The organism is Aurantimonas manganoxydans SI85-9A1, from assembly GCF_000153465.1.
Classification (GTDB): Bacteria; Pseudomonadota; Alphaproteobacteria; order Rhizobiales; family Rhizobiaceae; genus Aurantimonas; species Aurantimonas manganoxydans.
This window is the reverse complement of record NZ_CH672387.1, coordinates 2,582,398-2,606,642: the sequence shown is the minus strand read 5'-3', so window position 1 is coordinate 2,606,642 and position 24,245 is coordinate 2,582,398. Positions and strand designations below refer to the sequence as shown.

General features: G+C 67.1%; 22 protein-coding genes. 7 read left to right on the top strand and 15 right to left on the bottom strand.

From position 1 onward, the window contains the following. Positions 1 to 203: 203 nt before the first annotated feature. From SI859A1_RS12325 to SI859A1_RS12295, 7 genes are all read right to left on the bottom strand, one after another. Complete coding sequence (locus tag SI859A1_RS12325) at positions 204 to 2,483, bottom strand: ASKHA domain-containing protein (RefSeq protein ID WP_009210083.1); 2,280 nt, start codon at positions 2,481 to 2,483, stop codon at positions 204 to 206. Positions 2,484 to 2,508: 25 nt separating this feature from the next. Then, positions 2,509 to 2,874 (bottom strand): hypothetical protein, encoded by a 366-nt coding sequence (locus tag SI859A1_RS12320; RefSeq protein WP_050767529.1) that lies wholly within the window; start codon positions 2,872 to 2,874, stop codon positions 2,509 to 2,511. A gap of 132 nt (positions 2,875 to 3,006) precedes the next feature. Further along, on the bottom strand, positions 3,007 to 3,960 hold the full coding sequence (locus SI859A1_RS12315) for a methyltetrahydrofolate cobalamin methyltransferase (protein WP_009210082.1): 954 nt from the start codon (positions 3,958 to 3,960) through the stop codon (positions 3,007 to 3,009). Between the two features lie 43 nt (positions 3,961 to 4,003). Beyond that, the gene (locus tag SI859A1_RS12310; RefSeq protein WP_009210081.1) at positions 4,004 to 4,912 is read right to left on the bottom strand and encodes a methylenetetrahydrofolate reductase; all 909 of its coding nucleotides are present in this window, start codon (positions 4,910 to 4,912) and stop codon (positions 4,004 to 4,006) included. Next, on the bottom strand, positions 4,909 to 5,208 hold the full coding sequence (locus tag SI859A1_RS12305) for a virulence factor (RefSeq protein ID WP_009210080.1): 300 nt from the start codon (positions 5,206 to 5,208) through the stop codon (positions 4,909 to 4,911). The genes SI859A1_RS12310 and SI859A1_RS12305 overlap by 4 nt, the downstream gene beginning before the upstream one ends. Positions 5,209 to 5,365: 157 nt before the next feature. After that, a complete protein-coding gene (locus SI859A1_RS12300; protein ID WP_009210079.1) occupies positions 5,366 to 6,010 on the bottom strand; it encodes an exopolysaccharide biosynthesis protein in 645 nt (214 codons plus the stop codon). A gap of 260 nt (positions 6,011 to 6,270) precedes the next feature. Then, positions 6,271 to 6,933, bottom strand: a complete 663-nt coding sequence (locus SI859A1_RS12295; protein ID WP_050767528.1) for a DUF1638 domain-containing protein — start codon at positions 6,931 to 6,933, stop codon at positions 6,271 to 6,273. Positions 6,934 to 7,041: 108 nt separating this feature from the next. Here SI859A1_RS12295 and SI859A1_RS21855 point away from each other — a divergent pair, with 108 nt between their 5' ends. Beyond that, a complete protein-coding gene (locus SI859A1_RS21855) occupies positions 7,042 to 7,188 on the top strand; it encodes an entericidin domain-containing protein (protein WP_169513634.1) in 147 nt (48 codons plus the stop codon). Positions 7,189 to 7,291: 103 nt separating this feature from the next. Here the strand turns inward: SI859A1_RS21855 and SI859A1_RS12290 are convergent, their stop codons facing one another. Further along, complete coding sequence (locus SI859A1_RS12290) at positions 7,292 to 7,984, bottom strand: cobalamin B12-binding domain-containing protein (RefSeq protein WP_009210077.1); 693 nt, start codon at positions 7,982 to 7,984, stop codon at positions 7,292 to 7,294. A 351-nt stretch (positions 7,985 to 8,335) separates the two neighbouring features. Here SI859A1_RS12290 and SI859A1_RS12285 point away from each other — a divergent pair, with 351 nt between their 5' ends. The 4 genes from SI859A1_RS12285 (at position 8,336) to SI859A1_RS12270 (ending at position 14,132) form a co-directional block, all read left to right on the top strand. Then, the gene (locus SI859A1_RS12285; protein ID WP_148233830.1) at positions 8,336 to 9,919 is read left to right on the top strand and encodes a trimethylamine methyltransferase family protein; all 1,584 of its coding nucleotides are present in this window, start codon (positions 8,336 to 8,338) and stop codon (positions 9,917 to 9,919) included. 278 nt (positions 9,920 to 10,197) lie between these two features. Continuing rightward, entirely contained in the window at positions 10,198 to 11,757 is a 1,560-nt protein-coding gene (locus SI859A1_RS12280) for an adenylate/guanylate cyclase domain-containing protein (protein ID WP_040326520.1), read from the top strand. A gap of 312 nt (positions 11,758 to 12,069) precedes the next feature. Next, complete coding sequence (locus SI859A1_RS12275; RefSeq protein WP_009210073.1) at positions 12,070 to 12,501, top strand: universal stress protein; 432 nt, start codon at positions 12,070 to 12,072, stop codon at positions 12,499 to 12,501. Between the two features lie 50 nt (positions 12,502 to 12,551). Continuing rightward, the gene (locus SI859A1_RS12270) at positions 12,552 to 14,132 is read left to right on the top strand and encodes an alanine/glycine:cation symporter family protein (protein WP_009210072.1); all 1,581 of its coding nucleotides are present in this window, start codon (positions 12,552 to 12,554) and stop codon (positions 14,130 to 14,132) included. A 21-nt stretch (positions 14,133 to 14,153) separates the two neighbouring features. On the opposite strand, the gene bmt is transcribed toward SI859A1_RS12270, so the two are convergent. Continuing rightward, entirely contained in the window at positions 14,154 to 15,164 is a 1,011-nt protein-coding gene (gene bmt, locus SI859A1_RS12265; RefSeq protein WP_009210071.1) for a betaine--homocysteine S-methyltransferase, read from the bottom strand. 415 nt (positions 15,165 to 15,579) lie between these two features. Here bmt and SI859A1_RS12260 point away from each other — a divergent pair, with 415 nt between their 5' ends. Beyond that, positions 15,580 to 15,786, top strand: coding sequence for a hypothetical protein (locus SI859A1_RS12260; protein ID WP_040325756.1), 207 nt, complete (start codon positions 15,580 to 15,582; stop codon positions 15,784 to 15,786). 117 nt (positions 15,787 to 15,903) lie between these two features. Here SI859A1_RS12260 and SI859A1_RS12255 read toward each other — a convergent pair whose 3' ends face one another. The 4 genes from SI859A1_RS12255 to SI859A1_RS12240 all read right to left on the bottom strand — a co-directional run bounded on the left by SI859A1_RS12255 (position 15,904) and on the right by SI859A1_RS12240 (position 21,433). After that, a complete protein-coding gene (locus tag SI859A1_RS12255; protein WP_009210070.1) occupies positions 15,904 to 16,971 on the bottom strand; it encodes a quaternary amine ABC transporter ATP-binding protein in 1,068 nt (355 codons plus the stop codon). Beyond that, a complete protein-coding gene (locus tag SI859A1_RS12250) occupies positions 16,964 to 17,851 on the bottom strand; it encodes an ABC transporter permease (protein ID WP_009210069.1) in 888 nt (295 codons plus the stop codon). Before SI859A1_RS12250 ends, SI859A1_RS12255 begins: the two co-directional genes overlap by 8 nt. A gap of 245 nt (positions 17,852 to 18,096) precedes the next feature. Beyond that, on the bottom strand, positions 18,097 to 19,095 hold the full coding sequence (locus SI859A1_RS12245; protein WP_009210068.1) for an ABC transporter substrate-binding protein: 999 nt from the start codon (positions 19,093 to 19,095) through the stop codon (positions 18,097 to 18,099). Positions 19,096 to 19,453: 358 nt separating this feature from the next. Continuing rightward, entirely contained in the window at positions 19,454 to 21,433 is a 1,980-nt protein-coding gene (locus SI859A1_RS12240) for a putative bifunctional diguanylate cyclase/phosphodiesterase (protein ID WP_148233828.1), read from the bottom strand. A 288-nt stretch (positions 21,434 to 21,721) separates the two neighbouring features. On the opposite strand from SI859A1_RS12240, the gene SI859A1_RS12235 reads away from it, so the two are divergent. Further along, on the top strand, positions 21,722 to 22,150 hold the full coding sequence (locus SI859A1_RS12235; RefSeq protein WP_009210066.1) for a L,D-transpeptidase: 429 nt from the start codon (positions 21,722 to 21,724) through the stop codon (positions 22,148 to 22,150). 48 nt (positions 22,151 to 22,198) lie between these two features. Here SI859A1_RS12235 and SI859A1_RS12230 read toward each other — a convergent pair whose 3' ends face one another. Both SI859A1_RS12230 and SI859A1_RS12225 read right to left on the bottom strand, forming a co-directional pair. Continuing rightward, complete coding sequence (locus tag SI859A1_RS12230; RefSeq protein ID WP_009210065.1) at positions 22,199 to 23,155, bottom strand: lipid A biosynthesis lauroyl acyltransferase; 957 nt, start codon at positions 23,153 to 23,155, stop codon at positions 22,199 to 22,201. Then, entirely contained in the window at positions 23,152 to 24,219 is a 1,068-nt protein-coding gene (locus SI859A1_RS12225) for a zinc-binding dehydrogenase (RefSeq protein ID WP_009210064.1), read from the bottom strand. Before SI859A1_RS12225 ends, SI859A1_RS12230 begins: the two co-directional genes overlap by 4 nt. Positions 24,220 to 24,245: the final 26 nt, after the last annotated feature.

Below are 24,245 nucleotides of genomic sequence, written 5' to 3'. Positions count from 1 at the left end.
GTCGTCGGTACGGCGCCGCGCAATGCCTGCGCGGATTTCGGGGTCGCCTGTCATCGCTATGGATGCCGTTGGATAAGCCTCCGCGCGTCCCGGCGCAACGGTTGGCGGGCAAAACTTCGATCGTTTCTCGCTGATGCGGCGGAAATTCGCGCCGTTCGGGGCTGAATTTGCGTCCGGTGTTGCAAGCGTCGCCGCGTTTGCGGTCAGGCCTGGCGCTCGCGCGCGCGCGATCCGGCGCGGCGCCGGCGCCCGTCGCCGACGGGACTGCCGGCAGTGTCCGGGCGATTTGCGAGGACGCTGCCGTCCGCGCCGCGATTGGGCAGTGGCTGCACCCGGCAGAGTTCGGGATAGGCGTCGAGCTTGTTCGGAAACGCCATGGCGGCGACGAAATGGCGCTGGAAGTCGGGCTCCAGCGCGGTCTCAATCTTGGCGATGCGGGTGACCGTCGCCTCGATCTCGCGACGATAGGCGCGGTTGAGCAGCGCCATGCGGGCGCCGGCGCCCGCCGCGTTGCCGATCGAGCCGCATTTGGCCAGGTCGCAATCGGGCACCAGTCCCAGGATCATCGCATAGCGCGGCTCGATGAAGGAGCCGAAGGCGCCGGCCAGCGCGATCCGGTCGATGCGGATCGGCGCCGCCGTCGCGGTCGTCTCGGGTACGGGAAGGGGCGGCGGCGGCGAAATGGCCGGCTCGGCGGCCCTGCCGGCCTGCGCGGCAAACAGAGCGTCGGCGAGAGCCGGGGCTTCGGCCGGGTCGAGGTCGAGCGGCAGATCGTCCGAAGCGGCGGCGGGTGCGGAGGTCGGTGCCGGGACGGCCAGCGCAGGCGGAACCGCGAACCGGTCCATCAGCAGCTTGATACCGGCGTAAAGGGCCGCCTTGCCGAGCTGGATGGCGCGGATGTCGGTCTGCAGGACGCGGATCGTCTGGTCGGCGGTCTCGTGCAGCACATAGGCGAAGGTGCGACCCTCCCGCACGATCCGCGGCGACCGCGCGGCGAGCGCGCCGTCGATAACGCCGTCCTCGGTGACGATCCCGGCGAGGAACATCTCGGCGATGACCTCGATGATGCCCGAGCCGCAGATGCCGGTAACGCCGACGGCCCGCGCGGCCTCGGCGAAGCCGGGCTCGTGCGACCATGTCTCGACGCCGATCACCTTGAAGCGCGGCTCCAGCGTGTGGGGATCGATCCGCACGCGCTCGATCGCGCCGGGCGCCGCGCGCTGGCCGCTGGAGATCTCGGCCCCCTCGAAGGCCGGGCCGGTGGGCGAGGAGGCGGCCAGCAGCCGGCTGCGGTTGCCGAGCACGATTTCGGCATTGGTGCCCACATCGACGATCAGCATGGTCTCGTCCTGCCGGTGCGGTCCTTCCGACAGCGTCACGGCGGCCGCATCGGCGCCGACATGGCCGGCGATGCAGGGCAGGAGATAGGCGCGGGCTGCGGGATGCAGCGTCAGGTCGAGATCGCTGGCCGGCACGGCGACGGCGCCCGAAACCGCCAGCGCGAAGGGCGCCTGGCCGAGCTCGGTCGGATCGATGCCGAGAAACAGATGATGCATGATCGGATTGCCGACGAAGACGCAGTCCATGATGTCGTCGGTGGCGATGCGCGCCTCCGCCGCGACCTCTTCGATCAGCGCCTGGATCGCGGCGCGGACCGCCACGGTCATCTGCGGCCGGCCCTGCGGGTTCATCATCACGTAGGACACCCGGCTCATCAGATCTTCGCCGAAGCGGATCTGCGGATTGGGCGCCCCCGCCGATGCGATGGTCGCGCCGGACAGCAGCGAGGAGAGATGCAGCGCGATGGTCGTCGAGCCGATGTCGACCGCGATGCCATAGGCCTCGTTCTTCAAGCCCGGATAGAGGCCCATGAGGCGCGGACGCTCGTCGTCCCGGTCCAGCGCGATGGCGCAGGTCACTCTCCAGCCGCCGCGGCGCAGGATCGCCTGGACCTCGGGCAGGATCGCCGGATCGACGATCGGCGCCGCCACGTCCCAATCGCGCTCCAACGCCGCGAAGATCCGGTCGAGATCGCCGAGCGGCGCGTGCATGTCGGGCTCGGCGACCTCGACATAGAGGAGGCGGATGGCCGGATCGCGGGGAAAGTCGCGGGTGTCGACGGCCTTGCGCACGACGGCGGAATTGACCGCCATGCCGGTGGGCAGGTCGACGACGAGGTCGCCTTCGATGGTCGCCGAGCAGGACAGGCGGCGGCCCGGTGGGAAAGGCCGCTTGGCGGCGTAGCGCGCTTCCTTGGCCGACCAGGCGGAGAGATGGTCGGCGGCCGAGATGATCTTGTGCTTGGCGAAGACGCCTTCGGCGACCTCGATCTGGCAGCGCCCGCAGATGCCGCGCCCGCCGCAGACGCTTTCGACATAGACCCCGAGCGTCCGCGCCGCCTCGATGACGGGCGTGCCCCGGGGAAAACGCCCGCGGCGGCCGGACGGCATGAACAGGACGAGAGGATCGGCGCCGGTGGTCATCGGCGCGCCGTGTTCCGGCTGAGGCTTACTGGGCGAGACGCTTGCGGTTGGCGCGCACGCGCTGGGAATAGGGCTTCAGCCCGGCCGACAGGATCGTGTCGCCATGGTTGCTGCTGCGGCCGGAGCCGAAAACCGTTGCCATGGCGAGCGAGGTCATCGCCTCGATGGTGGCAAGGTTCATGGCCACGATGGATTCGCCGGCCGCCTGCATCTTTTCGCTCAGCATGCGGGAGACTTCGTCGCGATCCTTGGCCTGCGGCGACGCGGCGGCCATCGAGAACTGGGTCAGGCGCGTGCCGATGACGAAGGGCGACATCAGCATCAGCGTCGTAAGTTCCGCCGCCGTCTTCGGTGCGTGGAAGAAGGACGCGGGGTTCGGGTTGCGGCTCATGCGGGGTGTTCCTTGTTCGGTAGTTTCTACCAAACGCGCCAGATGGCGAAATGGTCTCCCGGTCAGTAGCTTTATTTCGCACCTGCAAAAAGCGCCGCAACGACACGATCCGCAGCTTAAACGGCCGGCCGGTCAAGACGCGGCCCTCCGACCTTCGCGTCCACCGCGCCGCCGCCCGCCCCCTCCGGTGGCAGGAGCGGCGGCCGCAGCGGACGCGCTGCCCGCCGGCGCCACGTCGCGATAGTGGCGGATCCACTCGCCGCAGGACGGGTCGTTGCCCATCAGCACGTTGGCGGCCCGCACCGCCTCCATCTCCTGCGGCCGGCAGGGATTCATGATCGCAGAGGTCATGCCGGCGGCGATGGCCATGGGCAGGAAGGCGGCGTTGACGGCGTGACGGTGGGGCAGGCCGAAGGAGATGTTCGACGCACCGCAGGTGGTGTTCACGCCCAACTCCTCGCGCAGCCGGCGGACCAGCGCGAAGACCTGCCGGCCGGCGGTGCCCATCGCGCCGATCGGCATGACCAGCGGATCGACGACGATGTCGGCGGCACTGATGCCGTAATCGGCGGCATGGCGGACGATGCGCCTCGCCACCTCGAAGCGCACGTCCGGGTCTTCGGAGATGCCGGTCTCGTCATTGGAGATGGCAACGACCGGCACGTCGTATTTCTTCACCAGCGGCAGGATCGCCTCGAGCTTTTCCACCTCGCCGGTGACCGAATTGACCAGCGGCCGTCCCTTGGCGACGGCCAGCGCGGCGCTCAGCGCCGGGGAGACGGAGGAGTCGATCGAGATCGGCAGGTCGGTGAGGCTCTGGACGAGGCGGATGGTCTCGACCAGCAGCGGCGGTTCGGAGACGTTCGGGTCGACCGCGGTGACGCCGGCATTGACGTCGAGCATGGTGGCGCCGGCGGCGACCTGGGCGAGGACATCGCGCGTCACCGTCTCGAAATTGCCCGCGACCATCTCGGCGGCGAGGATCTTGCGGCCGGTCGGATTGATGCGTTCGCCGATGACGCAGAAGGGCTGGTTGAAGCCGATCACAACCTCGCGGCTGGCGGATGCGACAATGGTGCGGGTCATGGCCGAAGCTCCGGTCGGTGAAGGCGTCGCGCGGTAAGCGGCGTCAGGCGTGCTGGCGGGTGCCCGCCACCGTCTGGATCGCCGTCGCGTCCATCCAGGAGCCGCGGCCGTAGAGCCACTGCGCCGAGGCCGCGAGCCCGCCGAAGGGAAAGACGTGAAGCTGCCGGACGCGTGTGTCGGGCGTCTCGGCCCAGTGCCGCTCGATCGGCCCGGCGACGGATTCGGGCGAATGGGAGGTGGCGAGCGCGGTGAGAGCGCTCGGCCGCTTCTTCAGGACAGACACCGAATTGCCGATGCCGCAGAGGGCCGCGAAGCGGATCAGCGTCGCGATCTTCGCCGGGCCGGCGACACCGAGATGGATCGGCAGGTCGATGCCCGCCGCGCGAACGGACTCCGCCCATTGCAGATACACCGCCGCGTCGAAGCCGAACTGCGTGACGATCCGCAGCCGGGCGTCGCTGCGCCTGGCGAAATCGCGTTTGAGCCGCAGCGCCTCGGCGGCGGTGGCGGCGGAGAAGTCCGGCGTCCCCTCCGGGTGGCCGGCGACGCCGATGTCGCGAAAGCCGTGACGGTCTAAAATGCCCGTCGACAGGACTTCCATGGTCGAGCTGTAGGGCCCGGCCGGTCGCGTCAGTCCGCCGCCGACCACCAGCACGTCGCTGGCGCCGCCTTCCTCGGCATAGGCCTGGACGCGATCGCGCAATTCGGCACGACTGCGCATGCGGCGCGCCGGAATGTGCGGCACCGGTTCATAGCCGAGGTCGCGGACCCGGCGGACGGCGCGGACGAAATCCTTCACCGCATCGACGCCGACATCGCAGAGATAGGTCTTCGTGCCGGGCGGAAAGAGCCCCGGCAGATCGCGCGATTCCAGCGCCTGGCGCGGGGCGATCTCGATGGAGGCGGGCATGGCCGTGCGGCCGGCGTGCAGGTCGTATCCGATCGGCTTCATGGTTCGCGCCCCTCGTTCGCGACGAGCGCCTTGAGACGGTCGCCATCGTAGCTCTGTTCGATATCGCGGGTCAGCCGTTCGGCTTCGGCTTCGAGGTCGCTCACCTCGGCCGGCGACGAGCCCCGCCGCCATTCGGCGAGATAGGCGTCGCTGTCCTTCGCGCCGACGCGCATGGCGCAGCGGTCGATGGCCTCGATGAAGCGGGAGGGAAGTTCGCGGCGGGCGGATTTGCGACCCTGCCGCACCACGATCTGGGCGGGAATGTCACGCCAGTAGACGATCTGCAGTTCTGCCATCCGCCACCTCCGATGACCCCACTGTGGTCCGATGGAAACGGTGCGGATATGCCGGGCGCGACGGGCCGTGATGTCGTTTGCGACATTGGGCGCGCGGGGCGCGGGGACAGGCGTCCTGATGCGGCCCGACCACGGCGGCCGGGGTGGCGTAGGGCGGCTAGAACAGCCCCATCACGGCCAGGGCTGCGGCGCCGTAGACGCTGAGGAGAAAGATCGTCGAGGCGATGCCGACGAGGATCGAGGCGATCAGCCAGAGGCCGTCGCGCGCCGTGATGGCGATGCCGGCGATGGCGACGGAGACGCCCGGGAACATGTTGGTCAGCGGAAACGGAATGGCGATCAGGATCGACATGACGAAGCAGAACCAGCCGATGCCCGAGAGCAGCAGCCATTCGGGCTCGGGCCAGTAGCGATGCCGGGCGAGCCGCTCGATCCGGCGCAGCATCGGTCCGATGCGGGTGACGACGCGCCCCAGCATCTCGGAGGTGATCCGGATCGTGCGGATGCGCTCGGGCAGCCACAGCCGACGCCGGCCGACCGCCAGTTGCAGCGTGAACAGCACCAGCGGCAGGCCGAGAAAGATCGACGCGCCGGGTGGCAGCGGCACGAGGTTCAAGCCGCCGAACAGGATGAAGAAGGCGCCGAAGGAGCGGGTGTCGAAGGCCTGGGAGAGCTCGCCGATCGTTGCGCCGGCACGGTTGCGATGCGACAGGCCGCGCAGGATCGCCGAAATCCGCTTCTGCCGCTTGGCACCACGCCGCCGGAGCGATTGTCGGAGGCTGGAAAAGACGGCAGGTGACACGGAGGACGCTCTGGGAACGGGGACTTCAGAAAAGCTCATGATGCGGCCTGTTCCGTCGCGTGTGAGGAACGGTCCGCGAACGACGCTGCCGCCTGACCGGGCTTCGTCGATCCACTGTGCCCTTGAAGGCGTTAAATCGGGGTTTTCCCTGTAAAGATCAAGACGTGATCCCCGCGGGCCCGGCGAAGGTCGCATAGGCCATGACCGTGCCGGCCGCCGCCCACGGCGCGAACCGCGCAAACGGGCCGGCGGCAGGGGCCTCAGGCAGGCGCGTGTTCCGGCACGGGCGCCGCAGCAGCGACGATGGCGGCGGTCAGGTCGCCGTAGCCGACGAAGCGGCGCTCGTAGCCGAGCCCCAGTTTCGCCGCGATCTCCCGTCCGCGCCGGTCGAGTTCCGGGGCGTCGGTCTGGGCGAGATAGACCACGCGTTCGTAATGACCGAAGAGCATGCCGATCAGTTCGGGATGGCGGTCGAGCTTCATCGGCCGGGTGACGAAGGCGTCGAACTGCCGGGCGAGAAAGTCGGTCAGCCAGAAGGTCGTCATCTGCGCCTCCGCATCGGCGGCGAAGCGCGCGTTGCCGGCAAAGAACGCATAGCAATGCGGTCCCGCGATGTGCTCGACGCCGTGGCGCGCGCAGACCGCGTCGAGGAGACCGCCGGTGCCGCAATCGGCATAGGCGATGAAGATCCGCCCGGCGCCGTCTGCGCGGGCCGCCATGATGGCGGCCTCGACGGCAGGCGCGATCTTCTGCGGTGCGTTGTGCAGGTCGGCGGGCAGGCAGGTGACGGTGACATGCGCCAGCCCGTTGGCCGACAGAATGGCGAGGACCTCGCGGGCGATGGCGCCGCAGGCGATGATCGTCAGCGTTTCGGGGGCGGGCGCGGCCGACGTCGGTACGCCGTCATGCAGCAGGAGACTCATTGCCCGGTGACCTGACATTCACCACGCCTGTCAAAAACCGGGACACAGTGGGAACCAGCGGGGCACTGCACCGTTTTTCGGTCACATTTGCCAACCGGAGACCCCACAATGACCAAGCGCATCGCCATCGTGTCCACTCTTCTCGCCGGAGCCCTGGCGCTTTCGGCCTGCGCCAACACGGTGCGCGGCGTCGGCCGCGACGTGGGCAACACGGTGGATGCCACCGGCGCCGCCGTGAACGACGTCGCCCGGTAAACGCGCCCGTCCGCAGTTCGAGAAGGCGTGGTGACCGACGGTCGCCGCGCCTTTTGCGTATCCGGGGCCCGGACGGCTACCGGATGAGCGGGCAGGGGCAGCGTCACAGCTGGTTGTGCCGCCGTTCCATCAGGTTCCGGGCGGTCTCCACCGTGACCGCCGCGTCCCGGCAATAGGCGTCGGCGCCGACCTGGTTGGCGAAATCCTCGTTCAGCGGCGCGCCGCCGACCAGGACGATGACATCGTCGCGAATGCCCTTCTGGACGAGCGTGTCGATGACCACCTTCATGTAGGGCATGGTCGTCGTCAGCAGCGCCGACATGCCGAGGAATTCCGGCTGGTGGTCCTCGATCGCCGCGAGATATTTGTCGACGTCGATATTGATGCCGAGATCGACGATCTCGAAGCCGGCGCCTTCCATCATCATGCCGACGAGGTTCTTGCCGATGTCGTGGATGTCGCCCTTCACCGTGCCGATGACCATCTTGCCCTGCTTGGGTGCGCCGGTCTCGGCAAGCAGCGGCCGCAGGATGGCCATGCCGGCCTTCATTGCATTGGCCGACAGAAGCACCTCGGGCACGAACAGGATGCCGTCGCGAAAATCCTCGCCGACGATCTGCATGCCGCCGACCAGCGCCCTGGTCAGGACGTCGTAGGGCGTCCATCCGCGTTCGAGGAGGATCTGCGTTCCCTCCTCGATCTCTTCGCGCAGACCGTCATAGAGGTCGTCCTTCATCTGGGCGACGAGATCGTCGTCCGACAGTTCGGCCAGAATGATGTCGTCGGCATCGGCCATGGCGCATTCCTTATGGCGGGACGAACCCGGAACTGCCCCGAACGCGACTTTCAGCGACTGCGCCGCCTCGTCCGTCCGCAGCCCTCACTCTAGGGTAGCCGCAGCCGCGCAATCTCTTTGCTGCGACATCCGCCATTGCGAAAGCGACGTGCGCGCCGCCGCGCGACTCGGCGCCGAAGGGCCCGTCAGGGTCCGGGCCGATGCGGACCGGCGCCGCCATTGTTCTCGGCGCGTCACCGGCCTTCGCAGGTAAGACGGCAGCGGCCGGCGCTGCTCCTAGTATCGGGGACAGATCGAATGCCCGTGCGGCTTGAGCCGGCGCGGGCTGCCGCTTTGGCCGGAGACCTGACAATGACCGATGAGACCGGACATCTGAGCGAGATGCCGCGTACCGAAGGCGGCCGGCGCGGCCGCGGCACCGGCGGCGGGGCGACGGCGCGACGTGCGGCCCGGGTCCAGAGCGCGTCCGGGACGAAGCTGAGCTACATCCGCCGCAAGGTGCCGGAATACGAGCTGCTGGACGAGGCGGGCCTCGCGATCATCGAGGCGAATGCCGACACCATCCTGGAAGAGATCGGCATCGAGTTTCGCGACGATGCCGAGGCGCTGGAGATGTGGAAGGCGGCGGGAGCCGAGGTCTCGGGCGAGCGCGTCCGGTTTCCGAAGGGCCTCTGCCGCGAGCTTCTTAAGACGGCGCCGCACACCTTCGTCCAGCATGCGCGAAACCCGGAGAACTCGGTCGAGATCGGCGGCAAGGCGACCATCTTCGCCCCGGTCTACGGCCCGCCCTTCGTGCGCGATCTCGACGGCGTGCGGCGCTATGCGACCATCGAGGATTTCCGCAATATCGTGAAGCTGGCCTATCTGGCGCCCTCGCTGCACCATTCCGGCGGCACCGTCTGCGAGCCCGTCGACATCCCGGTCAACAAGCGGCATCTCGACATGCTGCTGGCCCACATGACCCTGTCGGACAAGCCGTTCATGGGCTCGGTGACCGCGCCGGAGCGGGCCCGCGACACGGTGGAGATGTGCCGCATCCTGTTCGGCGAAAAGTTCGTCGACGAGAACTGCGTGGTGATCAACCTGATCAACGCCAATTCGCCGATGACCTTCGACGGCACCATGCTCGGCGCGCTGAAGGTCTATGCCCGCGCCAACCAGGCCTGCATCGTCACGCCCTTCATCCTCGCCGGCGCGATGAGCCCGGTCACGGTCGCTGGCACGCTGGCGCAGGTGCTGGCCGAGGCGCTGGCCGGCGCCGCCTTCACCCAGCTCTGCCGGCCGGGCGCCCCTGTGGTCTTCGGCACCTTCGCCTCGTCGATCTCGATGCAGTCCGGGGCGCCGACCTTCGGCACGCCGGAGCCGGCGCTGGTCTCCTATGGCGCGGCCCAGCTGGCGCGCCGGCTCGGCCTGCCGTTCCGCACCGGCGGGTCGCTCTGCGCCTCCAAGGCGCCCGACGCCCAGGCCGCCTATGAGAGCGCCAACACGCTGAACTCCACCATGCTGGCGGGCACCAATTTCGTCCTGCATGCGGCCGGCTGGCTCGAGGGCGGACTGGCCGTCTGCTTCGAGAAATTCATGATGGATTGCGACCAGCTCGGCATGATGCAGGCCTTCTCGCGCGGCGTCGATCTGTCGGAGAACGGGCAGGCCATGTCGGCGATCCGCGAGGTTGGTCCGGGCAGCCATTTCCTCGGCTGCCAGCACACCCAAGACAATTTTCAGACGGCCTTCTACCGCTCGGCCATCGCCGACAACAATTCCTTCGAGCAATGGTCGGCGGAAGGCGCGTTGCGGGCCGAGAACCGCGCCGGCCAGCTTTGCCGCCGCTGGCTGGATTCCTACGAGGCGCCGGCGCTCGATCCCGCCATCGCCGAAGCGCTGACGGCTTTCGTGGCCAAGCGCAAGGCAGCCGAAGCGGACGCCTTCGCCTGAAAGGGTGAGGCGGACCCGGCCGCCCAGCCCGAAACCACGTCGGCGGCGAGGATCGCCCGGACGATCCACCGCGCGGTCTGGCGCGGCGGCGACGAGCGCTGACGGCGAAGTGGCGCCGGACCTGCCGGCCGGGCCCGCCGCCGGCTGCGCGGTCGGGGTGCGCTGACCTCAGCTCGCGGCGCCCCGGGAAATGACGCAAAGACATCTGCCGCGTTTTGTCGTTATATTTGCGCCACCCGTTCGAGGAGAGAACGATGGGCGCGATCTTCCGGTATCTGATGGCACGGCCGATCTACTTCGCCATCACGGTGGCGCTGGCGCTGGCGCTATTGCCGGTGGCGGTCTGGATGGATCTCCGCCATCTCTCCGACACGGCGCTGAACGCCCAGGCGAACAGCCTGAATTCCATGATCACCGACATCCGCAGCTATTATGCGCGCAACGTCGTTGGCCGGGTGCTGGCCAATCCCGACGGCCGGACGATTGCCGCCCACAATTATCTGGAGGTGCCCGGCGCGATTCCGATCCCGGCCACGCTGTCACTGGAGCTGGGCGAAGTGATCGGCCGGCGCGGCGAGAACATCCGCTACCGCTTCGCCTCCGATCTCGTCTTCGCCAAGCGCGCGCCGCATGATCTCGACGCCTTCGAGCGTGACGCGCTGCAGACCTTCCGGACCAAGGGCGCCGACCATCCGCTGATCACGCAGGTCAGCGGATCGCTGCTCGACCGCCACATCCGGCTGGCGGCGCCGGTGGTCATGGGGGAGGCCTGCGTCGCCTGCCACAACGCCCACCCCGAGAGCCCGAAGCGGGACTGGAAGGTCGGCGACGTCCGCGGCATCCAGGAGGTCGAGATCGAGCAGCCGATCGCGGCCAATCTCCTCTCCTTCAAGTATCTGCTGGCCTATTTCGTCGGCGCCGGCCTGTTCGGGGTGTGCTTTGCCGCGCTGCAATGGCGCCAGGCCCGCACCTTCGGCCGCATGAACACCGAGCTGGAAGAGGCCAATTCCTTCCTCGCCTCGGTTTCCATGAAAATCTCCAAATATCTATCGCCGCAGGTCTATCGCAGCATCTTCAGCGGCGAGCGCGACGTCACCATCTCGACCGAGCGCAAGAAGCTGACGATCTTCTTCTCCGACATCAAGGATTTCACCGTCACGTCCGAGAGGCTGCAGCCGGAGGAGCTGACCCAGCTTCTCAACGAGTATTTCACCGAGATGTCGAAGATCGCACAGGAGCACGGCGCCACCGTCGACAAGTTCATCGGCGACGCGATCCTCGCCTTCTTCGGCGATCCCGAAACGATGGGCCCGCGCGAGGATGCCAAGGCGTGCCTCGCCATGGCGATCGCCATGCAGCGGCGAATGGTCGAACTCAACGCCGAATGGCGCCGCCGCGGCATCGAGAAGCCGTTCCAAGCCCGGATGGGCATCAATACCGGCTTCTGCAATGTCGGAAATTTCGGCAGCGCCGACCGCATGGATTATACGATCATCGGGGCCGAGGCGAACCTCGCCGCCCGGCTGGAACAGATCGCCGAGCCGGGCGGCATCGTCATGAGCTACGAAACCTATGCCCATGTGGAGGACGATGTGCGGGCCCGGCCGCTGGCGCCGATCTCGCTGAAGGGCATCAGCCGCGAGGTGATCCCCTATGTGGTGGAGGGCATCCACGACGAGGCCACGGACGCGGCGCCCGGCGTGATCAACGAATATGCCGAGGGCGCCCGCATCTTCCTCGATCTGGAACGGCTGACCGAGGTCGAGCGGGACCGCCTGCACGCCGTCCTGACCGATGCCGTGGAAGCGCTGAAGCGCCGCCAGCCGCTGACATCCTGACCGAAAATCTGCCCCAGCGGCATCGCATCCCGTCGGATGGCGTCAAAAGGCCCGGATGATCTTCGGTGGTGGAGCCGCATCCCGCGACCGGGCGCGGACGGTGGCTGGAGCTCAGCTCTCTGGAAACACGAAGGATTTCCCACCGATTGGGATCGGGGGGCGGGGGCTGCGCCGTGCGCTGCGGCCTCGGCGGCAACACGCATGACGCGAAAAGCGTTTGCCATCAGCGAAATTGAACCTACCATGATAAATATTGATGGTTTGGCTCAGATCGTCTTGCTGCCCGACCGACCGATAGAGGGGTGATCGCCAATGGCGACCGAGATCTTTGTCGTTGCCTATGACGGGCATGATCGCAGCGTCGTCGACTACGCGGTGGTGCGGGCCAAGGCGAGCGGGGCGGCCCTGCACATCGTCCACGTGCTGCAATGGTCGCCCTACAGCTTCCTGACTGCCGAGGAACTCGACGAGCGCAAGATGCGTCGGCGCCAGGAACTCGAACGCGCCAAGACCACGCTGCTCGATCCGCTCGTCGCCGAGATATCGGCGGAAGGGGTCACCGTCGATTGCGAGATCCGCTTCGGCGCACCGACCGAGATCATCCTTGCGGTCGCCGAGCATCAGAAGGCGTCGATGATCTTCGTCGGGCGCACGGGCAGGGGCCCGGTCCAGAACAAGATCTTCGGCAGCGTCACCCTGGGATTGGCGCAGGTCGCCCGCATCCCGACCGTGATCGTGCCATGAGCCGCCTTGCATCCGCCGCACGGAATATCGATCCAGACAGAGGTTGCGTCATGCCGAAGACCGCCGCTCTCCTGCCGCTGGCGGGCGCCAGCCTTCTCCTGACCGGGCCCGCCGCAGCGCAGGAAGCCGAGCCGGGCTTTTCCATCGACGCGACCCTTTCGGCGATCATGGAGCCGGTGACGACCCCCTTCGTCAGCTTCATCTTCGCGCCGCTGCCCGGCACCGAACTGCCCTGGATCGTCCTGTGGCTGATCACGGCGGCCGCGATCTTCACCGTCTATTTCGGCTTCGTGCAGTTCCGCCTGGTCGGCCATGCGATCCAACTCGTGCGCGGCCAGTACACCTCGCCGGATGCGGCGGGCGAGGTCACCCATTTCCAGGCGCTGGCGACGGCGGTCTCGGGCACGGTCGGCCTCGGCAATATCGCCGGCGTCGCCGTCGCGGTGTCCATCGGCGGTCCGGGCGCGACCTTCTGGATGATCCTCGCCGGCCTTCTCGGCATGGCCTCGAAATTCACCGAATGCACCCTCGGCGTGAAATACCGCGAGGAATATCCTGACGGGCGCGTCTCCGGCGGCCCGATGCATTATCTGCGCAAGGGCATGGCTGAACTCGGCTACGCCAAACTCGGCCGGTTCCTCGCCGTTCTCTTCGCGATCTTCTGCGTCTTCGCCTCCTGGGGCGGCGGCAACATGTTCCAGGCCAACCAGGCCCATGCGCAGCTGGTCGTCATCACCGGCGGCGAGGCGAGCTTCCTGAACGGCCGTGGCTGGATCACCGGAATCGTCATGGCGATCATCGTCTTCATGGTCATCGTCGGCGGCATCAAGTCGATCGCCCGGGTCACCGAGAAGCTCGTTCCGTTCATGGGCATTCTCTATCTCGGCGCGGCGCTGATCGTCATCGGTGTCGAATACGACCGGATCGGCTGGGCGATCGGCCAGATCTTCGCAGGCGCCTTCACCGGACTGGGTGTTGCCGGCGGGATCGTCGGCGCGCTGATCCAGGGCCTGCGGCGCGCGACCTTCTCCAACGAGGCCGGCATTGGCTCGGCCGCGATCGCCCATGCGGCGGTGCAGACCAACCATCCGGTCACGGAGGGCTTCGTGTCGATGCTCGAGCCCTTCATCGACACGGTGGTGATCTGCACGGCCACGGCGCTGGTGATCACCATCAGTGGCGTCATGCAGCAGGACCCGGCGACCGGCATGTATGTCTGGGATCAGGGGCTCGGGCAGATCGCGACGGAAGGTTCGCTCAGCGGCGTCGAGCTGACCTCGGCGGCCTTCGGCACGGCGATCCCTTGGTTCCCCTATGTGCTGGGGCTTGCGGTGGTGCTCTTCGCCTTCTCGACGATGATCTCCTGGTCCTATTACGGGCTGAAGGCGTGGCTGTTCCTGTTCGGCGATTCCAAGGCCTCGGACCTGTTCTTCAAGATCTTGTTCTGCCTGTTCGTCGTGCTCGGCGCCTCGGTCAGCCTCGGCGCGGTGCTCGACTTCTCCGACGCCTCGCTGTTCGCCATGGGCATCGCCAACATCATCGGCCTCTACTTCCTGATGCCGGTGGTGAAGCGGGAGATGACCGGCTACCTTGCCAAGCTGCGAGCCGGCAAGATCCCGCGCTACCACTAACCGGGAAAGCGCGAAGCCGGCTCAGTCCCGGCTTCGCCGGCGGCCCGTTCGCGGCGCCGTTTCGCCGGCGGCCGACGCCGCCTTGTTGACCAGCGGGCCGACGGCCTCGACGATCTCGGCGATGCTCGGCCGTTGACGACGCACATGGCTGTCGATCGCCTGGCGCATGGCGCCGAGATGCTGCGGCGAGGTTCCGCAGCAGCCGCCGATGATCCGGGCGCCCGCATCGATCGCCAGCCGGGCGTAATCGGCCATCTGATCCGGCGTGCCGGAATAGACCGTGCCGCCGTCGACGAAGCGCGGAATGCCGCAATTGGCCTTCACGACCAGGGCGGAGTCCGGCGAGCCCGTTTCCAGCTCCAGAGCCGTCGCCAGCATGTCCGACGCGCCGACGCCGCAATTCGCGCCGACCGCGACGGGGCGCCGCGACAGGCCGTCGACCGCCTTGTGGAAGTCGCAGGGGTGGATGCCCATCATGGTGCGGCCGGCGCTGTCGAAGGAGCCGGTGACGACATAGGGCATGTCGCAGGCAAGCGCGGCCTCGGCCGCCGCGCGCACCTCTTCGCCCGCCGACATGGTCTCGATCCACACGACGTCGACGCCGCCGTCCTTCAGCCCTGCGATCTGCTCGCGGAAGGCCTCGACGGCCTCGGCATAGGAGAGGGCGCCCAGCGGCTGCAGCAGCTCGCCCGTCGGGCCGACCGATCCGCCGACGACGACGGGACGGCCGGCCGCATCGGCCACCGCCCGCGCCAGTTCGGCGGCGATCCGGTTGAGCGCATGGGTGCGGCCTTCGGCCTGGTGCAGCTTCAGCCGGTGGCGGTTGGCGCCGAAGGAGCAGCTGAGGATGATGTCGGCGCCGTTGTCGACGAAAGCCTGGTGCAGCGCCGTGATCCGGTCGGGATGGCTCTCGAGCCACATCTCCGGCGCTTCGCCGGCCTCCAGCCCCACCTCGAACAGATTGGTCCCGGTGGCCCCGTCCGCGAGGAGGACGCCCTTCGCGTCCAGGAGCTGGGTCAGCGAATGCGGCATCTGGCGACCTCCGGTTGGAGCGGCGTCGTGGCGACGCCCGATGATGATGCGACGGCGGCACGGGTCTTCGCGACAGACGGTCCGTGTGCGTCTGGCCGGATCATGCCGGCCTCGCGACGGCCGCGATCCTCCGAACGCGTCATCGCGCAGTCAGCGCGCGGCAACCGGTGCATGCAACGGAAGACCGGGGGACCTGAGACACAATGTCTTGGGGACAAGTCGGATCGTGCGGTGCAACCGCCACATTCGGCGGCCAAGAGGGAACTCACGCACCGGATGGCAGGCGGCCTTCCGTGGCGGCAAACGGGGTTGCTGTAAAGTTCCGGCAAGGTTCTGTTAATAATTTGACGTTGGCGATTCGCGCTGCAAGGCGCGAGGGGAATTGCCGCAAGGGGATGAAGCAGGGGGATTTTCCATGTTCGAGCGATTGCCGAAGCGACTAGACGACGTCGACATCGTCACGGCCGCCATTCGCGCGCTGGCCCGTGAGGGCTACGACCGCGCCCGGATCGAGCAGGCGCTGATCCGCCAGGCGCCGGTGGATCTCGACCTTCTGGCCGAATGCTACGAGCGCATCTTCGGCGCCGGCGCCTCCACGCTGTCGGACCGCATCGCCGCCTGATTGCGGCGGCGCGGCCGTCGCCGATCGCACGAAACCCGCGACGTGGGGATGTCGCGGGTCGGATGAGATCGCTGCGGCGACCGGCGACGCCCTGCGCCGCCGGCCATCCTGGCAGGATTACAGTTCGCTGGCGTCCAGCGCGTCTTTCAGGACCGGGGTGACCATGGCCGCCATCAGGCCGCGCATGGTCAGGGTGCCCATCGGCATGCCGGTCCCGTTGACCACATGCGCCTTGGTGACGCCGTCGCCGGTCATGCGGCGCGCAGCTTCCTCGAGGATCGTGCCGCGCTGGATCGGCACGCTTTCCGGCGCCGGCGCCTCGCCCGGCACGATCGGCTCCATCACCGTCTCGACCTGAATCACCCGGCCACGGTTCACCTCGCGCACGAAGGACGAGATGTAGTCGTCCGCCGGGCGCAGCACGATGTCCTGCGCGGTGCCCTGCTGGACGATCTCGCCGGCCCGCAGGATGGCGATCTGCTCGCCGAGCCGCAGCGCCTCGTCGAGATCGTGGGTGATGAACACGATGGTCTTGTGCAGTTCGGTCTGCAGGTCGAGGAGCACGCTCTGCATGTCGGTGCGGATCAGCGGATCGAGCGCCGAGAAGGCCTCGTCCATCAACAGGATGTCGGCGTCGGTCGCCAGCGCCCGCGCCAGGCCGACGCGCTGCTGCATGCCGCCGGACAGCTGCGCCGGATAATTGTCCTCGTAGCCCTTCAGCCCGACGCGCTCGATCCAGCGCATTGCGCCGTCGCGCTGCTCCTTGCGCGACTTGCCCATCACCTCCAGCCCGTAGGCGACATTGTCGATCACGGTCTTGTGGGGCAGCAGCCCGAAGCGCTGAAAGACCATCGAGATCTTGTGCCGTCGGAAATCGCGCAGGCGCGTATCCGACATGGCGAGGACATCCTCGTCGTCGATCAGGATCTCGCCCGCCGACGGTTCGATCAGCCGGTTGATGTGGCGGATCAGGGTGGACTTGCCCGACCCCGACAGCCCCATCACCACCTGGATGCCGGAGGCCGGGATGTCGATGTTGATGTCCTTCAGCCCGAGCACGTGGCTGTGCTCGGCGAGGAGCTCTGACTTCGACATCCCCTGGCGTACGAGATCCACCATCGCTTTGTCTTCGGGGCCGAAGATCTTGTAGAGATTACGGATCTTGATGGCGATCTCATCAGCCATGGGCGGCCTCCCGGTGACGCTGCAGGCGCTTGCCGTAGGCCTGGCTGGAGCGGTCGAAGATGATGGCGATGGCGACGATCGCCAGGCCATTCAGGACGCCCTGCGTGAAATACTGATTGGTGATCGCCTGCAGCACCGGCTGGCCGAGGCCGCGCACGCCGATCAGCGAGGCGACGACGACCATGGCGAGGGCCATCATGATGGTCTGGTTGATGCCGGCCATGATGGTCGGCAAGGCGAGCGGCAGCTGCACCTGTGTCAGCTTCTGCCAGCCCGAGGAGCCGAAGGCGTTGGCGGCCTCCAGCACTTCCTTGTCGACCAGCCGGATGCCGAGGTTGGTCAGCCGGATGATCGGCGGCATGGCGTAGATCACCACCACCAGGAGACCCGGAATCAGGCCGATGCCGAGCAGCATGACGATCGGGATGAGATAGACGAAGGACGGCATCGTCTGCATCACGTCGAGGATCGGATTGATCACCGCCTGCACCTTGTTGGAGCGCGACATGATGATGCCGATCGGCATGCCGATGATGATCGACATCAGCGTGCACACGACGATGATCGACAGGGTTCGCATGGTGTCTTCCCACATGCCGAACACGCCGATGAGGATCAGCGCCACGAAGGTGCCGACGGTGATCGCCTTCGACCGGCTGGCCAGCCAGACGATGCCGACGATCACGAGCAGGATGATCCACCACGGGGTCTGGATCAGAAGCCGTTCGAACCACAGGAGGAACTCGAGCAACGGGCGGAAGATCGCTTCGATCGTGTCGCCATAGGCGCGCGAGAACGAGCGGTAGTACTGGTCGATCGTGCGCGACATCAAGCGCAGGTCTCGCCCCGCCAGTTGTGGAAATTCGGTCAACCAATCCACAGTCGAGGTCTCCTTGGCACGTTTTCTGGATCATGGGGCCCGGGGCGGGCCTTCGGTCGCACCGCCGGCGATGGGCCCGCGAAGGGGCCGTGGTGCCGGTCGCAACCGTGGGGCAGGGCGCGTCGGCCGGGATCGGCCGTTAAGCGCCCGCCAGGCGCATTACCCGGAATCGGGCAGGGGCGAAAATGACCTGCCGGTGGTGCGACCACCGGCAGGTCCGTCGTCATCGTGTCAGCCGGCCCGGATCAGAGCGCCGACTTGATCTTCTCGGCCGCGTCCTCGGAAACCCAGCCGGTCCACAGCTCCGGGTTGTTCTCGAGGAAGTAGTAGGCGGTGTCCTCGCCGGTCGCCTGCTGCTCTTCCTTCCAGGCGAGGAGCTTGTTGACCGTGTCGTTGCCCCAGGCGCGGGTGTTCAGATACTCGGCCACCTCGGGCGACTGTTCCTGCACCTTCGGCGTCAGGACGGTGAAGACCTCGGACTTGGTCCAGGCGTTGATCTTCGGCTCGGCGCAATCGACCTGCGTCGTGCACTCGGCCCATTCCTTGGCATCATGCTCGGCGTCGAAGGGAAGCTTCTTCATCGGATACTTGCCGAGGATCGCCGTCGGCGCCCAGTAATAGCCGAGCCAGGGCTCCTTGTTCTCGTAGGCTTTGGCAATCGAGCCGTCGAGGCCGGCGGCCGAGCCGGTGTCGATCAGGGTGAAGCCCTTCTCCTCGCCGTCGTAGGCCTTGAACAGGTTCGCCGTGGTGATCTGGCAGCCCCAGCCGGCCGGGCAGTTGTAGACGGCGCCCTTGGACGGATCCTCGTTCGCCGGGAACAGCTCGGGATGCTCCAGCGCGTCGCCGACGGTCTTGATCTCGGGATGGGCCTCGGCGAAGTAGGTCGGGACCCACCAGCCTTCCTCGCCGCCGTCCGACAGGACCTCGGCGCCGAACACGACGGTGCCTTCCTCGGCGGCCTTGTCGATCTGGTCGCGGAACTGGTTGACCCACATCTCGGGCGCGACGTCCGGCTCCTGCTTCTCAGTCATCGAGGCGAAGGTCGGCATGGTGTCGCCCGGCAGGAGGCGCACCGTGCAGCCATAGCCCTCTTCGAGGATGATCTTGTCGATCGCCGCCAGAACCTCCGCCGACGCCCAGTTCATGTTCGACACGCTCAGTTCACAGTTCTCCTGCGCCGAGGCGGTGGCGCTGAACCCGAACAGGGCGGCTGCGAGACAGGTTGAGGCGAGAAGAAATTTCATGCGTAATCCTTACTTCTTTGTGCGAGGCGAGTATCGTATGCAGGAATGGCGACGCGAACACGGGGTGATTGTGCCCATGTCGCCCGCATACGACTCGTTGCTGCCAGACGGCAGACATCTCTTTGAACGTTCTTGGAGAGGCTAGCCTGCTAACGGCCGGAATCCAACCTGTTTTCTCAAATATGGCGCTCGTGGGGCAGCCGGACAGGGCTGCTCGCGGCGAAATCCACGGCCTATTCGGCCGCTGCAGAGGGGCGCCCGGCGCGCTGGCAGCGACAGGCTGCCGCGGGGATTTGAGGGAGGCGGAATATTGCGCCGGCGTGGCGGCGGGCAGGTCCCCGCCAGTGCAGCGACGGCGCTATGCGGTCGCTGACGGACGCACCGCGCTGTCGTCGGAGGGGCCATGGCGGAATCGCGCCAGCGCTTCGCTGGCCACGCGTTCGGCCGGCATCGGCTTGCCGAAGTAGAAGCCCTGAAGCTGGTCGCAGCCAAGGCTCTTGAGCAGGTCGACCTGCTCGCGGGTCTCGATGCCCTCGGCGGTGACCTTCATGTTCATGTGGTGGGCCATCGAGACGATGGTGTCGAGAATCTGCGGCACGCTGGGCTCGCCATTCTCGTAGGCTACCATGAAGGACTGGTCGATCTTCAGCTTGTCGAACGGGAAGCGCCAGAGATAGCCGAGCGAGGAATAGCCGGTGCCGAAATCGTCCATGTCGATGGAAATGCCGAGGGCCTTCAGTTCGCGCAGCTGGGCGAGGATCTCGTCGGAGCGCTCCAGGACCAGCGACTCGACCACCTCGATCTCGAGGCGGCTGCCGTCGACGCCGGCCGTGTCGAGGGCCGACCTGACGATCGAGACGAGGTCGCCGTCGCCGAACTGTACCGGGCTTAGATTGACCGAGACGAAGAGATGCTCCGGCCACAGCGCGATCTGGCGGACGGCCTCGCCGATCACCCAGGTGCCGATGGTCTTGATGTAGCCGCGCGCTTCGGCGATCGGGATGAAGACCGCCGGCGAGATCTGGTTGCCCTCTTCGTCGCGCATGCGGATCAGCGCCTCGAAGCCGAGCAGCCGCGACCCGTCGCCATTGACGATCGGCTGGTAGAACAGTTCGAAGCTCTGGTTCTCCAGAGCCCGACGCACCAGACCTTCGATATGCCGGCGATGATGCATCGCCTCGTCCATGGACGGTTCGAAATAGATCAGGTTGCGGGATTTGTCGGTCTTGTGCTGCAGATGCGCGAGCTCGGCATGCTTGACCAGTTCCGAATGGGTGCGCCCGTCCTGGGGCGCGAGCGCGCAGCCGATGGAGACGCTCGGGGTCACCGTCGTGCCCTCGATCTCGACGGGCTCGGTCACCGCGTCGACGATCCGCTTGCACAGGGCCGCGACATCTTCCTGCGAGGCGACGCGGCGCTGCAGGACGGCGAAGTCGTCGGCGCCGAGGCGGGCCAGCAGGTCGTTGCGGTCGACGACGCCGATCAGGCGGTCGGCGACCACGCGCAGGATCTCGTCGCCGGCGGCCTGGCCCAGCCGGTCGTTGATCTCGGACATCTCGTCGATGTCGATATACAGATAGGCCATGCGCTCGCGGGTGGCGCGCACGGTGGCCAGCACCCGGTCACTCTCCTCCTGCATGCGATGCCGGTTGAGCAGCTTGGTCAGGGCGTCGTGATTGGCCAGGAAGATGATGCGCTCGTCCGCCTCGGCGATCTTGCGCTTGCGGCGGATATAGAGAAGCAGCGGTACCGCGGTGGCGAAGAAGATCAGCACCAGCAGCAGGGCGGAGGCGTGCGCCAGCGTCGTTTTGAACGCACTGCGGTTGGCGACCATGTTGCCGACCATCGAGACATAGCCGATCGTCCGGTCGTTCCGGATCAGCGGCATGATCACCGTCGGATTGGTGAAGCCGTCATCCTCGACCACCTGCCAGTCGCCCTTGCGCGCCAGGACGCTCTCGGACAGCCGGTCGCCCGACTGCATGCCGCCGGGGCGGTCGCGCAGCAGCCATTCATAGCGGTCCGACCGCGTGCGATAGACCTCTTCGCCGTTGCGATCGAAGATGGCGAAACTCTCGATATTGGCGAGGTCGGCCAGCCGACGGATGTCGGTTTCGGCGTCGGGGTCGCGCGACAGGCCGGTGAGGAAGGCATCCACATTGCCGCCGGGCTGGGTCAGGAGCCGGGCGAAGTTCTCGCCCTTGGTCCGCATCTCGGTCTCGACGAGACCGCCGACGGTGGCGCCACCGATGGACAGCGCGCCGAACACGACGACGCCGGCGATCGCCAGCCCGCCGAGAACAGTCAGTCCATTCCTGTAAAAAAACTTGAGCACCATCGCCCATTCCGCGCCGATTTCGCTGCGACCGTATGTCCAAGACGTAAAGATTTATCGAACATTGGCCGAAGGGCTGATCGATGGGGTCGGCAGAAGAGACGCGGAGCCGTCTTGATGGCGCGCAAACCCTTACCCAGCGGTAAGTGGGCGAGGGGGTGCAGTTGCCGGAATATCGCGCCGCCGGCAGGTGTTAATCTGTTCACGCTTTTGGCAGTTGACCCGGCAGCAGAATTGAAACTAGGTTTTTCTGCGGCGGGAATGTGGAGTTCTTGGGTCGGAGTCAAAAACATGAAGAAACTACTGGTGGCGATCGTGATGATCGCGGGCGTGCTCGGCTGCGGCATCTCGACAGCATCCGCCGGCCTGGTCGCCAAGGTGGACCTGTCTGCCCAGACGATGACGGTGATCAAGAACGGCCGGGTGATGTATCGCTGGCCGGTCTCGACGGCCCGCCGCGGCTATGTCACGCCGACGGGAAGCTGGCGGGCCAAGCGCATCCACCGCATGTGGCATTCGCGCAAATACGACATGTCGCCGATGCCGTATTCGGTGTTCTACCACCGTGGCTATGCCATTCACGGAACCGGTGCCGTCAGCCGGCTCGGCCGCCCGGCCTCGCACGGCTGCGTGCGCCTGCACACGGCCAATGCCAAGATCTTCTATACGATGGTCCGCAAGATGGGCATGGGCAACACGAGGGTCGTCGTCCAGCGCTGAACGACCGGCGCCCGGCCACGCAAGCGGCCGGGTCGCGACGGCGAGCCTTCAAGCAGGCTTCGGCTGCGTGGGCTTGCGGCGGGCCCTGCCGCTCTTCCAGCGGTCGTGAAACCACATCCATTGTTCGGGATGCTCGCGCACCCAGCCCTCGACCACGTCGTTGAGCAGCTGGCAGGTGGCGGTCACGTCGATCTCGCCGCTCTCGGCCCGCGGCAGCTCCAGTCGCGGCTGCAGCTCGAGCCGGTAGCGCCCGCCCGGCAGGCGGATCGACCGCGCCGGGTAGATCTCGCAATCGAACTGGCGCGCCAGCTTCGGCAGGAGCGGGTTGGTGCGGCATTCCCGGCCGAAGAATGTCGTCGGTTCGCCCTTGCGGAATTTCTGGTCCACGAGCATGCCGACCGAGCCGGAGCGCTGCAGGATGCCGGCCAGCGACCACGCCGCGCCGGCCTTGGACGGCACCATGTGGCCGCCGCTGGTCCGCCGCGCGGCCTGCACTTCCTTGGCGATGTAGCGGTTGTTGGGCTGCCGGAAGAGGGCGGTGAACTCCAGGTCGAAGGCGGCCGCCGCGATCGGCAGCAGCTCGAAGCAGCCGAGGTGGCCGGTGAAGAAGATGAACGGCCCCTTGCGCTTGCGCAGTTCGGCGAAGATCTCGGCGCCCTCGACCTCAATGCGCCCGGCCTCGGGGTTCTCGGGGTCGAAATCGAAGAGATCGTCGAGGAACACGAACTCGGCGGCGAGCCGGCCCATCTGGCCCCAATTGTCCCGCGCGACTTGCTCGACCCAGGCCGCGTCCTTTTCCGGATAGGCCAGCTGCAGATTGTCGACGGCCAGCCGGTGGCGGCTCGTCCGCGGGCCGAGCAGCCGCGCCGTGCGGTCGGCGAAGGACAGGCCGACATCAGCCGGTAGCAGCCGGATGGTCCGCAGCGCGGCGAACAGCACCTGGGCAATGACGAAGTCCGCGGCGCGCTTGGCCCGCAGCGCATAGCGCGCGACGAAGAGGTTCATGCCGCGCGCGGTTTTGCGCATTCGGTGCCGGCCTCGTCGGCGACGCGCAGCACGATCTTGCCGAACACCTCGCGCGCCTCCATCCGCTTCAGCGCGATGTCGATCTGGTCGAAGCCGATCTCCGTGTCGATCACCGGATGGACGATGCCGCGGGCCATCTTCTGCATGGCGTCGCGCATGTTCTCCATGCGGCAGCCGAAGGAGCCGAACAGCTTCAGCTGCTGCTGGAAGAGCTGCATCAGGTTCATCTGGGTGGACACGCCGGAGGTCGAGCCGCAGGTGACCAGCCGGCCGCCGCGCTTCATGCACAGCATGGAGCCGGCCCAGGTGTCGGCGCCGACATGCTCGAAGACGACGTCGACGCCCTTCTTCTTGGTCAGCTTGCGGGTGACGCCCTCGAAGCGGTCGACGCGGTAGTTGATGACGTGGTCGGCACCCAGTACCCGGGCGCGCTCGGCCTTGTCGTCGGAACCGACCGTGGTGATCACCGTCGCGCCGTGCCGCTTGGCGAGCTGGATCGCGGCCGAGCCGATGCCGGACCCGCCGGCATGGACGAGGATGGTCTCGCCCGGTTCGAGCTTGGCATTGTCGAACAGCATGTGCTCGACCGTGCCGAAGGTCACCGGCGCCAGCGCCGCGCCGATGGCGTCGCAGCCGGGAGGGGCGGGGACCAAGAGGCGCGCCGGCAGATTGACCTTTTCCTGGGCGAAGCCGTCGAGATGGAAGCCGTGCACGCCCGAAACGTGTTCGCAGAGATTGTCGCGGCCTTCGCGGCAGGGGCGGCACAGGCCGCAGGTCTGCGCACCGTAGATCGCCACCAGCTGGCCGGGCAGCACCGAAGCGACGCCGGGTCCGATGGCCGAGACGACGCCCGACGCTTCGGCGCCGATGACCAGCGGCATCTTGCGCTTGGCGAAGGCCATGCCACGCCAGCCCCAGACGTCGATATGGTTCAGCGCGACCGCGGCAATGTCGACGGTCACCTCGCCGGGGCCGGGCGGCGGCGGAGGCGGCAGGTCCACCTGCTTGAGTTCGCGGTCGCCGACGAGTTGCAATGCCCGCATGGGAAGATCCTCAGACTGGATAGTGA